The organism is Streptomyces albus subsp. chlorinus (assembly GCF_013302895.1).
In the GTDB taxonomy this organism is placed as follows: Bacteria; Actinomycetota; Actinomycetes; order Streptomycetales; family Streptomycetaceae; genus Streptomyces; species Streptomyces chlorinus.
In genome coordinates this window covers 4152425-4165462 of sequence record NZ_VJOK01000001.1, presented here as the reverse complement: position 1 = coordinate 4165462, position 13038 = coordinate 4152425, and the positions used below count along the sequence as shown (strand labels likewise).

Annotated in this window: 6 protein-coding genes and 1 pseudogene; 5 read left to right on the top strand and 2 right to left on the bottom strand. The window is 70.8% G+C overall.

The annotated features are described in order from the left end of the window. Positions 1-140: 140 nt before the first annotated feature. Both FM076_RS18155 and FM076_RS18150 read left to right on the top strand, forming a co-directional pair. Positions 141-1012 (top strand): annotated as a pseudogene (locus FM076_RS18155) (helix-turn-helix domain-containing protein). Next, entirely contained in the window at positions 1009-1200 is a 192-nt protein-coding gene (locus tag FM076_RS18150; protein ID WP_173872024.1) for a DUF397 domain-containing protein, read from the top strand. Before FM076_RS18155 ends, FM076_RS18150 begins: the two are co-directional and overlap by 4 nt. Before the next feature lie 55 nt (positions 1201-1255). On the opposite strand, the gene pglX is transcribed toward FM076_RS18150, so the two are convergent. After that, entirely contained in the window at positions 1256-4993 is a 3738-nt protein-coding gene (gene pglX / locus FM076_RS18145) for a BREX-2 system adenine-specific DNA-methyltransferase PglX (protein ID WP_173872022.1), read from the bottom strand. 163 nt (positions 4994-5156) lie between these two features. Here pglX and FM076_RS18140 point away from each other — a divergent pair, with 163 nt between their 5' ends. From FM076_RS18140 to FM076_RS18130, 3 genes are read left to right on the top strand one after another with little or no spacing between them, the layout of a single operon-like run. Beyond that, a complete protein-coding gene (locus tag FM076_RS18140) occupies positions 5157-5678 on the top strand; it encodes a hypothetical protein (RefSeq protein WP_173872020.1) in 522 nt (173 codons plus the stop codon). Further along, positions 5675-7063: a KGGVGR-motif variant AAA ATPase gene (locus tag FM076_RS18135; protein ID WP_173872018.1), complete on the top strand. Its 1389-nt coding sequence runs from the start codon at positions 5675-5677 to the stop codon at positions 7061-7063. The genes FM076_RS18140 and FM076_RS18135 overlap by 4 nt, the downstream gene beginning before the upstream one ends. Next, positions 7060-8514, top strand: a complete 1455-nt coding sequence (locus FM076_RS18130; RefSeq protein WP_173872016.1) for a hypothetical protein — start codon at positions 7060-7062, stop codon at positions 8512-8514. Before FM076_RS18135 ends, FM076_RS18130 begins: the two co-directional genes overlap by 4 nt. A gap of 23 nt (positions 8515-8537) precedes the next feature. Here FM076_RS18130 and pglW read toward each other — a convergent pair whose 3' ends face one another. Next, positions 8538-12977: a BREX system serine/threonine kinase PglW gene (gene pglW, locus FM076_RS18125; RefSeq protein ID WP_345945076.1), complete on the bottom strand. Its 4440-nt coding sequence runs from the start codon at positions 12975-12977 to the stop codon at positions 8538-8540. Positions 12978-13038 lie beyond the last annotated feature (61 nt).

Below are 13038 nucleotides of genomic sequence, written 5' to 3'. Positions count from 1 at the left end.
CCGCCACGGCCCCGCCAACAGGACCGACGCCGATACAGATCCGACTGTACTGGTTCACTCGCTGGACTGGGTGGGTCACGGCCCGTGGCCATGGGGTGGGTTCGGTGTGCGCCGGTGCACGGGGAGGCTGCTGTATGGCGATGGACAACGGCGGGGCGATCGGCAGCGGGGGCGGTGGCGCCGGGGGCTCGAACGGGGAGCACGACCTGTCCGACAGCCTCAAGACCTTCGGCGCGGTACTGAAGGCGCTGCGGGAGGAGGCCCGGCTCACCCAGGAGGAGTTCGCCCAGCGGGTGCAGTACTCCACCGCCTACGTCGCCAAGATCGAGCAGGGGAAGCGGTTTCCGCCGAGCGACCTGCCGTCGCGGGCGGAACCGGCACTGGGGGCCGCCGCGGCCAAGGTGCTGGGAGCTGCGGCGCGGAGTCTTACGCGGAGGGCGGGGGCTGGCGTCGTGGTTCCGGCAGTGGGCGGGGATCGAGGAGGAGGCGGTGTCGCTTTATGCGTACGAGTGCCGTGCGATTCCTGGGCTGTTGCAGCCTGAGCCGTACATTCGGGCCATCTTCGACCAGAGGTTGCCGCCGCTGACCGAGGAACAGATCGAAACCCAGGTGAGCGCTCGTCTGGAGCGGCAGAGGCTGTTGGACGAGCGCCCGAACACCACGTTCAGCTTCGTGATCGAAGAGGCGCTGCTGGTACGGCGGATGGGGGGGTGCGGAGGTAACGAAGCAACTCATTGACCACCTTCTGGCCCAAGGTGCGCGTCGCAACGTCGAGCTTCAGGTGATGCCCTTACAACAGGAGGATCACGGCGGCATCGACGGCCTGATGTACCTCGCGGAGACACCCGCGCACGAGTGGGTGGGTTACTTGGAGGGCCAGCAGACCAGCATGCTCATCACCACTCCGAAGAACGTGAGCATCATGCTCCAGCGCTATGGCAAGCTGCGCTCGCAGGCACTCGACTGCCGAGGCACTGTACGCCTGCTGGAGAAGATGCGAGGAGCGCTATGAGCACCCCCGAGCTGGACTGGTTCAAGAGCAGCTACAGCGGCAGCTCTGGTGACAACTGCGTCGAGGTGGCCCTGACCCCGCAGGCTGTGCATGTACGCGACTCCAAGGACACCCGGATTTGGCCCCTGCGCATGTCCCCCACCGCCTGGTCGGCGTTCGCCGCGCACGCCTCCGGCACCGCCCGCTGAGTCGCCGGTCGGCAGCTCGGGGGAGAGCGCAGTGACTCTCCCGCTTCGCCACGCTCTACGCGTCGTCCGGCTCCGGCTCCGGCTGTTCGGTCGTCTCCCGGCGCTGTACGGCTTTCCGCCCCCGCGTCTTCCGCACGGGACGCCAGTCCTTCATCTGCGCCTCGCTCACGCCATGCATGCGCAGGTAGCGCTGGAACTCCGCTTCCAGGTCCTCGGCCGGGGAGCCCTCCCACTCGTCGTCGTACGCGCTGTACCACTGGCGTACCCACGGCATGACCTCATGCAGCCCGGCGAGCAGCGGCACGAGCCGTTCGGCGCCCCAGGCGTCGCTCTTGACGCGCGTCTCGATCAGCTGCGTGAGGGCCAGCGCCTGGTCCTTGTGGTCCCAGCCGGCCCAGCCGAGCATCAGTGTGGAGTCGCTGTCCGGGCCCGCCTCCGGGTAGGAGATGAACCGTTCCTTGGGGACGTCGAGCTTGCCACGGTGGGTCCAGTAAGACTGCTTGAGGAAGTCGGAGGACTTGTACTTGGTCGGCGGGTCGATGTCGAGCCGCGTGCCCGTACGGTCCTCCTCTCGCTGCTTCTCCCAGACCTTCTCCCACTCCCGGCGGGCACGCAGACCGGAGTCCTTGTAGCGCATCGCGGCGAGGTAGGGCACGTGCTCGTCGGCAAGGATCTCGTTCAGGACCTGCGCAAGGGGGAGATCCGGCTTCTTCAGGTGGTCGGCGGCGTACAGCGCGGCGACGGACCTGAAGTCGGGGTCGGAACCGAGCCGGTCGGCAAGGTTGTTGACGGTCAGCGTCCGGGGTCGGCGCAGCCCGTCACGCACCTCGAACCACAGGTCCTCGTCCTCGCAGCGGTCCAGCAGCCAATTCCGCAGCGCGGCGCGTTCCTTCTTCTCCCACGGGTCGGTGGCCCAACGACGCTTGCACTCCGGGCGCTCGATGAGGGCGATGTCCTTGCGGCTGGTGATCAGGTCGATACGGGCCTGGACGATCTCGCGGTACCAGTCCGGCCAGTGGGCAGGGATCTCGGTGATGGGGGTGGAGCCGTGGCGCGTGAACCAGGCGGTCTCCACCTCACCAGTCTCGGCCTTCCACGCGAGGACGATCTCGAAGGCGCGCTCGCCGAGCTTGACCTCGGGGATGGTCTCGGGGTCGGCTGAGGGGGTCACGGTCCGGGCGACCTCGCGGTCGCTGAGCAGCCCGTAGAGGCCGTACACCTGCCAGTCCAGCTCCTCCTGCAGGGCGATCATGCGGCGGCGGACCTTGGCGTGCTCGGCTTCCGCGGCATCCAGCGCTTGCCGCGTGGGTACGACAGCCGCGGCCACGGCCGAAGGCTCCAACTCGGCGAGCTTCTGCGCCTGAGCGTCGAGAACGCGGCCGAGGTGGAGCGGGAGCTTGGCCGGGAGGGGGAACTCTTGCAGCTTGGTGCCGGTGAACTCGTAGAAGCGTTCCCACTCCTGGGACTTGAAGCCCTCGTTGACACCCTGGCTGCCCTTGTCATGGCTGACCTGCTTCAGCCAGAAACAGGCCGCCGAAGAATTGAGCACCCCCAACAACTCCAGGTGCTCATCCTCCCCGGCCCCCTCGGGCAGCTTGATCACGGGAGCGGACTGCTTGAACACCTTCCCGCCCCGGTCCAGCACGAAGTGGTTGTGCGTCGCCACGAACGCGAAGGTGATGGACAGCGGGGTCGCATAGGCCGAGGACGTGTACTGCATGTAGTCCCACCACTCAAGGCCCGCGTCCTCCATCGTCCCCTGGAAGGTCCTGCGAGCTGCCAGCGTCGTCCGCCACGGCCACAACTCCTCGCCGAGCCCTTCCTCGTGAACGGCCTTCGAATCGGGGTTCCAGATCGCGACGTCGGGAGCGGCTCGCCAGTCCCGGACGATCTCCCCGACCATCAGTGGTCGCAGCGCACGCTTGGCGGCACGCGGCGTGTAGGTCGAACGCAGCGGACGCAGGTACGCCTCGTCGGCTCCCGCCCGGATGGCGCGGCCGATCGGCTTTGAGATGCGCCTCTCCATAGGAGTTCCATGAGCTGTCAGGAACTCCACAAGTGCCCCGGCCCCACCGCCACTCACAGACCAAGGATGCCCGGAGAACACGGCCGCCGCCGCATCCTCCACCGAAACCCACTCCGACTCGCTCCCCGGCCTGCCCACCTGCTCGACGATCGCCCGCCATACGGCCCCCTGCGACGCGTCCTCCGGCTGCGCAGGCTCCCCGCGCACTCCCAGCACCGCCCGCACCGTCCGCTCAGGACTGGGCACCCGGTTGCGCCCCACCAGAATTACCGTAGGCGTACCATGCCCCGGAATGAAGGCGCCCGAGGTGTCGATCACGTGCGACAGCTCGACCCGGTTCCGGAAGACGACCTCGATCAGCTTCTTGCCGAACTCCCGCTTCATGAACGAGTTCGCGGTGATCTGTCCCACGAACCCGCCCCCGCCCAACCGCCCGCCGGGCCCCTTCACTGCCAGCTCGAACATGCGCTGCGCGAACGGCACCGACAGCGCGTACGTCCCCGCGCACGCATCGTACGCCGCCCGGTAGTTCTCGTTCTCCTGCTTGTCCTTCACCGTGATGTACGGCGGGTTCCCCACCACCACGTGGTACGACCCGCGCCCCAGGAGGTCCACCCGTTTCGCGTACTCCCACACGTCCTCCGTGGCGTACGCGTACGTCTCCCCCTCCTCGCGTCCAACGACCGCCTCCGCGAACAGCGTGTCCAGGTCGGTCTGGATGCCCGCCGCGTCCCGGCCGTGCAAAAGCGAGTCACCCACGGCTACGTTAATGGGGAAGGGCGGCGCGTCCGCCAGCCTCCGCGTGCCCGCCGCGCGCATCGCCGCGACCAGGAGCCGGAAGCGGGCGATGCTCGCGGCGAAGGGGTTCTTGTCGCAGCCGTGGACCGACTCCAGGACCCGGCGGACCAGCGTCCAGTCGTCCGTACCGGGCTCGGCCTGGCGCCACTTGTCCAGCAGGCGGTGGAAGATGCCCAGCAGGAAGTGGCCCGAGCCGCACGCCGGATCGATGGTGCGCAGGCCGCGGCGTTCACGACCGTCGGGGCCGGTCCACACGGGGTTGAGGCCGAAGCCCTGCCCGTCGTCGGCGACCGCCGGTTCCAGGGTCAGGTCGAGGATGAACTCCTCGACGAATTCCGGGGTTTGCAGCAGCGCGTACGTCTTGCGGGCGTGCTCGCTGAGGTCCTGGTAGAGGTCGCCGAGGAATCGGGTGTCCCACTCGGGGTCGGTGAAGTCGTAGCGGATCTCACCGTCCGCGCCCCAGCGGCGCCAGAACATCAGCAGTTCCGTCGCCGTCTCGTAGCCGGGGGTCAGTCCCCACAGCGGGTTGTGCCGCTCGTCGAAGACGCCGGCGGCCGTCTCGTTGGTGCCCGCCAGGTGGCGGAACGCCTCCATCAGCCAGTCGCGGTTGTTGTGGTGCGGGTAGGTGCGGAAGTGGGCCTCGTGCCGGGCCTCCGCCTCGGCGAGGCGTTCGCCGGGGCCGGCGAGGTACGGCTCGTCGATCAGGCCGTTGTCCTCGCAGAAGCGGACGAAGACACAGCCGAGCACCCACGCCACGGCGGCCTGCGTGACGCGCTCGTCCCGCCAGGCCGGGTAGGACAGGGCGGTGCGCCGGGCCTCCTTGGCCTCGCGCCACTCGCGGTCCAGGCGGGTGCGGAACTCCTCCTCGGACTCGCTGCGGGCCCGCAGGTCGTCCTCCAGGTCGACGACCAGCTTCTTCAGGTCCTTGAGCAGGGCCGCCTTGTCCGTGCCCGTAGTCGTCACCGTCACTCTTCGCTTCCTTCTCCCTGCACCGCGTCAGCGCCCCACCGCGTCAGCCGCGGACCGGACCTCCCATCCTGCCGCACCCGTGCCCCCGTACGGCGGCCCAGGGTGGTCGCGATCTGGGAAAAGCCGCCGCGAGCCTCTTGATCGGCTCGCTAAAGTGATCGTCGTGACGGCCTCGACACCCTCCGCGACACAGCCACCCGCGTTCGCGACGGCGAGCAGGAACCACTATCGCGCCGCCGTACTGGCCGCGAAGGAGAACCTGCGGATATCCGCCGACCATCTGGCCGGGCTGGCGGCGGAATGCGGTATCAAAGCCATCCTGGCCGACTTCCTGGGTTCTCAGCTCAACACCCGCAACCGACTGGTGAACGACGAAGTCGCCACCTGGGTGAAGAAGAAAGGCGCCCCAGGCGTGCGGGAGTGGAGACCGCAGGAACACGGGCACCTCCCCGAGCTGTGGGAACACCTCACCGCCGTCGCCCACCGCCGCCGGGGAGGTGGAGCGGGCGCGCTCTTCACGCAGCTCATCTGGAAGAACCCGTTCGCCGGCTGGAACGTCGCGGGCCGCTACTGCGACGGCACCGCGATCACCGACGCGGAGGTCGACCGGCACCTCAAGGCCGCGTACGACCTCATCGCCGCCCATGAACAGGCCGGCATCCTGGGCACGAGGACCCACGCATGAGCCGTTCCCGCGCGCGTTTCGACACCGCCTGGCAAGCCGCCCTCGACCACGCCCGGCAGGCAGCGGCGCAGTTCGGCATGGACGTCGTCGTCACCCGGGACGTGCTCGGCCGGGCCTGTCTGCTCATCGACGACCGGGGGCGCGCCCTCGCTCACGACGCCCCGGACGTCGTCGCCCTCCGTGACGCGTTCGTGGCCGCCACGCGCCCCTTCACGGGCCTCGAACCCCTCCTCTTCGGCGAAAGGCTCTTCGCACCGGAGCTGTACTTCGACGCCGAGGACCGCGCACCGGTCAGCCCACGGCAAGGCTCCACCGGCAGCGTCCACGTGCTGGAGCGGACCGTCATCGGCACCGACTGGGCCCGGAGCGTCCGCACCCCTGCCGACGGGGCCCTCGGGCGCCGGGACCGAAGGGTGGCGCTGTACGGCTTCAAGGGCGGGGTGGGGCGCACCACCGCCACCGCCGTCCTCGCCCGGCACCTGGCCGGAACGGGCCGCTGCGTGCTCGTGGTGGACCTCGACCTGGAGTCCCCGGGCGTCTCCAACCTGCTGGAGGACCCCGCCGGCCTCCCCCGCCACGGCATCGTCGACCACCTGATAGAAGGCGGCGTCGGCAACGCCGACGGGCTGGAACTGGTGGCACGCAGCTCCGCACTGCCCGTCGACGGCAACGGCGAGGTGTGGCTCGCCCCTGCGGGCGGTCGGCCCCTGGAGCGGGGCGGCGAACCGTACGACTACCTCGCCAAGCTGAACCGCATCTACAGCGACCTCGCCGGACTCAACCCCGGTGACGGCGACCGGCCGTTCGCCGCGCGGCTGGAGGAGGCCATCGCCGCCTGCGAGGACCAGGTGACCGAGCTGTCGCGGCGCCCGGACGTCGTCCTGCTGGACAGCAGGGCCGGGATGCACGACATCGCAGCCGTCACGCTGACCCATCTCAGCGGGCTGGCGCTGCTGTTCGCCGTGGACAATCCCTCCACCTGGGAGGGTTACGAGATGCTGTTCAAGCAGTGGCAGCAGCGGCCGGCCCTGGCGCGGGAGCTGCGGGAGCGGCTGCGGATCGTGGCGGCCATGTTCCACTCCGCCGGGGACGCGAAGCGGCTGCCCGCCCTGCGGGACCGCGCCCAGCAGTTGTTCGCCGACACCCTCTACGACCAGCTCGACACGGACGACGAGGGCGACGAGCTGTACCACCCTCCCGTGGAGGACGACGACGCGCCACACGCCCCCATCCCGATCCTCTTCGGCAACGACCTGGTGGGGCTGGACCCCCTGCGCAGCCGGGACTGGCCCGAGCTGCCGTTCGTCGAGGCCGCGTACCGGACGTTCACGACTACGGTGGAGCGTCTGCTGCCGCCACCGCACCTCGCCCCGGAGTCCTCATGACCGCCCCACCGACCACCGACGAGTACCGCACCCTGATCTCCAGGGCCCTCGGTGCCGCACTCGACGCGGACACGGACGGCCCGGACCGGCAACGCCTGTTCACCCCGTCCAGCCACCGCCTCGCGCTCGACCCCGACGTGACCGTGGTCCGGGGCGCCCGCGGCACCGGCAAGACGTACTGGGCGAAGGCGCTGATCGATCCGGAGCTGAGGGAGGTGGCCGCGCGGTCGTACATGATGCCGCGGCTGCGGCGGGTCCGGGTCACCACCGCGTTCAGGACAGGCGGCAACAGTGAGACCCCTTACCCGGGCAAGCGGAAAATCGCCAGGCTGTTGCGGGACGTGATCGATCCCGAGAGCTATGACATCTTCTGGCGCGCGGTCGTGATGATGGCGCTCGAGGTACCGCAGATCGCGAGCATTCCCGACTGGCCCGACCGTATCCGCTGGACCGCGGCGAACGAGGACGCGTACGACGACGCGCTCGGCAAGGCCGACCGGGAGGCCCGGGACAGCGGCGAGACACGTGTGCTGCTCTTCGACGCCCTGGACCACCTCCACGCCGACCGCAGGACCGCCGACCGGCTGGTGTCGGCGCTGTTCCAGGTGGCGCTGGAACTGCGGCTGACCACAGGGGCGCTGCGCGCCAAGATCTTCGTACGCCCGGACATGTACGACAGCGCGCCCAAGACGTTCCCGGACGCCTCGAAACTGGGGGCCAACGCGGCCGATCTGACGTGGAGCCGAGAGAACCTCTACGGGCTGCTTTTCCACCGGCTGGGGAACCACCCGAGCAGCGAAGCGGAGAAGTTCCGGGCGCAGTACGGCACGTGGGAGGTGCAAGGTGAGGGGCGGTTCATCGCGCCGGTCGACCTGATCGCCGACGAGAAGTGCCAGGAGCAGGCTTTCATCACCTTGGCCGGGCCCTACATGGGCACCGACCGGCGCAAGGGCCACACCTTCACCTGGGTGCCGAACCACCTCCAGGACGGCAAGGGACGGGTGAGCCCGAGGACCTGGCTGCTCGCCCTGCGCACGGCCGCGGACCTGACGGCGGAGCGATATGCCACACAGCCGTACCCGCTGCACTACGAGGCGCTCCGGGAGAGCCTGCACGAGGCGTCGCGGGTCCGGGTGGACGAGCTGAAGGAGGACATCGGCTGGGCCGCCACCGCCATAGAGCAGCTGGAGGGCGGACAGGTACCCATGGAGCCGTCCCACGTCCGCCAGTACTGGGCGCAGGGCGGACTGGCGGAGATCCTGCGCCGCATGCGGGAGAACGACGACGAGAACAGCGGCCCCCGTGCCACCGACGATCCCTTCGCTCTGATAGAGGAACTGGTGGAACTCGGCGTCCTGACCAAACGCACCAGCGGCGCCCTGGACCTCCCCGACGTGTACCGGCTGGCGTTCAACATCGGCCGCAAGGGCGGGGTGGCCCGCAGGTCCTGAACCGGCGGTCCGGACCCGTCGCGTCAGCCGGCGGCAGTCGGCACCCGCAGCGAGTCCAGGAACTCCGCGTCCAGCTGCGCCCGTTCGCCGTCGCCGCCGATGACCTCCACCGTCCGGCCGTCCAGCTTCGGCTCCTGCGCGCGTGTCTCGACCGTGCACAGCAGCCACAGGCCGTGCGGCGGGTCGGCGGGGCGGCGGGCCGCGTTCTGGAGCCGGACGAGAAAGGCGTGGCCGCCCTCGTCCCAGTAGCGGGCGACCAGGCCGGCGTCGTGGACGAACAGCACGGTGCGCGGCGTGTCGGCGCGGGCGAGGACCGCCTCCTCCACGCGCTGCCAGACCACCCGGACGAAGGACGCCAGCCCCGGCTTGATGCTGCCGGGGGTGGAGAGGCTGTCGGCGCGCAGGACCTTCTGCCAGTCCTGGCCCTTCTCCGCGGCCAGGGCGCGGAAGGCGGTGAGGAACACGTCCGACAGATCGACCGCCTCGACCGGGAAGGCGGCTGCCACGGTCCGAGCCGCTCCTGCGAACGCGTTCGGCTTCACCGTGAGGGCGAGGAAACCGCCCCGCTCCGCCACGGCGGTGAGCCGCTCCCGCAGCGGGCCGTGCGGGTCCTCCCGGTCGGCCCGGGTGACCGGGGTGGGCGGCTGGTAGCTGGTGAGGGCGCCGGTGGAGCTCCAGGTGCCCGTCGACTCCGGCGCCCGGGGGACAAACTTCTCCGCCTCGTCGTCGTACACGAGGTCGAAACGCGCCCCGTCGAGGGCGTCCAGCAGCTCCACGTGGGTGGGTTCACGGGAGCCCGACACCAGCTGCAAGCCCGGGAAGCGGGTGCGCAGGCGGGCCACCAGCTCGGCGACGGTGATCCCCCGGTCGCGGCGGACGCCCGCGCCCGCCTGGGAGATGCGCAGCGCCCGCTCCAGGCTCAGGTCACGCGGGTACAGCTCGAGCCGGGGGGTGGCCGCGACGCCGGGGGCCGTCGCGGCGGCCAGGGACACCAGGCGGGTGTCGGCGAGTGGGGCCAGCCCGTCAGGGGCGGGCACGGCGCGCAGGACACGCAGGACCTCGCCGCTGCCGGGCAGCGGGTCCTGCCGTGCCAGTCGTTCGGCGGCCTGGCCGAGGAGCGCCGCGTAGTCCGCCAGCTCCCGCGGGCTGGGGTCGTCCGAGCCGGGCAGGGACTCGGCGGCGAGCAGGACCGTCTCGCCGCGCCGGTGCACGGCGAACCGGGGCTCGTGCTGCCCGGCGGGGTCGTCGTCGGGGCGTTCGGTGGTCTCCGCGTCGGCGGCGGCGCGGACGACGGCCAGGGACCTGGCGAGTGTCCGCTCGGGCGTGTCCGATCCGGCGCCGTGGCGAGCCCGGAGTTCGGCCGCGGCCTCGTCGGCGGTCATCACCCGGCCGACGGACTGGAGGATCTCGGTCAGCTCGGTGCGGACCGGCTCCAGCCAGTCCGCCTCAGCCCACCTCCTGATCTCGATGCGGTGATGCCGGGAGACGGAGGTCTGCTTGATGCCCAGGTGGTCGGCGATCCGGGCCTGCACGGGCCAGGCGCCGAGCGGGGAGAGTCCGCCGTCGTCCGGTGGCAGGCCGAGGGTGAGGCGTACGACGTCGGCACGGTGGGAGCCCCTGCGGCCAGGCTCGGGGGCGAGGAGCGCGGCCATGTCGTCTATCGACAGGATGCGGGGCTCGCCGTCGCCGGGGGCGGAGTGCTTGCGGTCGGTGTCGTCCGGCGCCTGCCTGCGGGGCGCGTACGGCGCCGCCGGGCGCAGCGCGGTGGCCCACTGCTTGCGGCGCCGGTTGAGTTCCTTGCGGACGAGGGCGCCCGCACCGCGTGCCTTGGAGATGGCGTACGGCTGGATGTCCAGCAGCTCCCCGACGGTCGTCGCGCCGAGTCCGCCGGCCACCGACACGGCACGCGGGGACAGGCCGGCGGCGTCCAGCGGCGTCGTCAGTTCGGCCGCCGCGGCGGCCCGGTCGCGGGCCTCCTCCGGGTCGTCGGACGAGGTGCCCACAGTGGAGGGGGTCGTGGCGGGCGCGGTGGCGTCGGCCGCCCGGAACACCGCCCGCCAGGCGTCCCACATCTGCCGCAGCGTGTCGAAGCGCTGCTCGCTGTCGCGATGCAGCGCGCGCTGGAAGAAAGCGGTGAGTCCATCGCGCAGCGCGGGCTCGAACAGCTCGGTGGCGACGTGGAGTTCGGCCGACTCGTTGGTCAGCGGGTCGAGCTGTCCCTCACCCCACAGCGGGCGCTCGCCGCTCGCCATCTCGTGGAGGGTGACGGCGGCGGCGTACCGCTCCGCGTGGTCGTCGTAGTGGGCGCGGCGCATCGAGCCGAGGAACGGGTCGAGGTAGCCGCGCGTGCCCGCCTTCACGTCCCGGTCGGAGGCGTCCGTCAGGGAGAAGTCGAACAGCTTGAGCTGCCAGGTGCGGTCCTTGCGGCGCTGGATGCCGAAGTTGTCCGGTTTGATGTCGCGGTGGCGCACGCCCTGCGCGGCGAGCTGGTCCAGGGCGTGGAACAGGTCGTCCGCGAAACGCTCCAGCTCGTGGTAGGTGAGCCGCCCCTTGCCGCGCAGTCGCTCGCCGAGCGACTGCTCACCGGCGTACTCCAGCTCCAGGACGGTCCGCCCGCCGAGCTCCCGCAGCCCCTCGCCGCGCAGCTGGACGACGGAGCCGCCGCCGACCTTGCGCAGGGCCCGTTCCTCGGCGCGCAGCCGCCCCGCCTTCTCCTCGTCGAGGGCGACCTTGAAGACGTGCTCGTCGAGCTGGGTGCGGCCGTCCTCGTCCTCGGTGGCCCGCTCCACGAGCAGGGCGCGGGCGGTGGCGCCGGTGCCGAGGACCCGGCGTACCGTCCACTCGGCGTCCAGCGATTGGCCGGGCGCCGCTTCGAGCGGGTCGACGCAGGCCGCCGCCGGTGAGTCGGGGAGGATGCTGGCGCGTTCCGCCTCGTCCAGCAGGTCCAGGAACGCCTCGGCCGAGCCGAGCCGCTCGTTGACGTCGGCGCGGGTGGCCCCGAAGACCAGGTCGTCGAGAACGTCGGGCAGGCCGTCGGTCACCGCGAACAGGCGCAGGCCGCCGTCACTACGGAGCCGTTCGGCCAGGTCGCTGCGCTGGGTGGCCGGCGGGCGGCCGGTGAGGATCAGGTAGGCGACCGCGCCGAGACCGAAGATGTCCAGGTCAGCAGGGTCGGCGTACGGCTGGTCCGACTCGGGGGCGAGATAGACGCGGGCCGCGTCCTCGATCAGGGCGGCGTCGAGGGCGGAGCCGCCGATGGAACGGAAGAAGGTGGCATTGCTGTCGAAGTCCCGCGCCGCGGTCTGCCAGTCGGTGATCCGCAGCTCGGGAGCCGCCCCGTCGGCCCGGAACGACACATAGACGGAGCGGGCCGCGAGCGCCCGGTGGTAGAGGGAGCGGTTGTGCGCGTAGCGGACCGCCTCGGCGAGCTGCCGGACGAGGTCCAGGCGGATCTCGGGCGTGAGCCTGCCGCCGTAGGTGTCCAGGTACTGGTCGAGGCGGAGATCGCCGTGCCGGTGACGGAAGAGGATCGCCGGTCCGCCCTGGTGCTCGCGGAAATCGAGGGCGTCGACGATGCCGCGGTGGGTGATGCCCTGCAGCACTTGGTACTCGCGGCGCGCGGCGCGCTCGGTGGCTCGGCGGGCCGCCTCCGTCGCCTTCTGGCTCACCAGGTAGATGCGGACCCGGCCCTCCTCCTGGACGAGGCCGTCGTCCCGGACGGCCAGCCGGTCCTCCCAGGAGGGTCCGGCATCCAGCGGATGCGGCTCCATCTTCCAGGCGTCACCGAAGCGGAGGTGGGCGGTGGACTGGCGGATCCCGATCGTCTTGAGCAGCTGCGGCAGGGTGTGCCGCGAGAACTCCGGCGTGATACGCCGGTCGGGACGGTCGGGGGGCAGGCCGAGGAAGTCCTGCCAGATCCGCTTCAGACCGCTGCCGCCGTCGTCCCGCCCGTAGACCTTGATCTGCTGGACCTCGTCCAGATGGCTTTCCAGGTCGGGCGACGACAGGAACACGGCGGGCTCGACGCGCGGGACCACCCGCTCGGACAGGCCCAGCTTGCGGGCCGCCCACTGGAGCTGGCTCTTCAGCTCCTTCGACTTCAGGTCGGTCAGGTGCAGCGGGTTGTTGATGGTCCGCATGCGGTCGGATCCCTGGAAGTTCCAGGTCGACCCGGTGTTGCGGAGCTGTCCCGGATGCCCCTTGATCTCGATGAGAAAGAGTCCGGCAGGAACGGCGACCAGCAGATCGCACTCGTTGACGCGGCCGGACATCGCGGTGAAGGAGAACGTGGCCCAGGCGCGGAACGGCTCGGCCTGCGGCATGAGCCCCCGCACATGGTCCAGCGCGTCCTGCTCCCACGGATACGGCGAGGGACGCTCCTGGAACCACTGCCGGGCCGGGCGCGGCGGGCCGGGCTTGGGTACGCCCGGCCTCGGTTCCGACGCACCTGACCGATCTGTCACCGTCCCGCCTCCCCAGGCTTTCCTCACGGACACGATGCAAAAGTGCCTGGTCGAGCCTATC

Coding starts and splice junctions, on each gene's coding strand:
- FM076_RS18150 (WP_173872024.1), top strand. CDS start 1,009: ATGAGCACCCCCGAGCTGGACTGGTTCAAGAGCAGCTACAGCGGCAGC.
- FM076_RS18135 (WP_173872018.1), top strand. CDS start 5,675: ATGAGCCGTTCCCGCGCGCGTTTCGACACCGCCTGGCAAGCCGCCCTC.
- FM076_RS18130 (WP_173872016.1), top strand. CDS start 7,060: ATGACCGCCCCACCGACCACCGACGAGTACCGCACCCTGATCTCCAGG.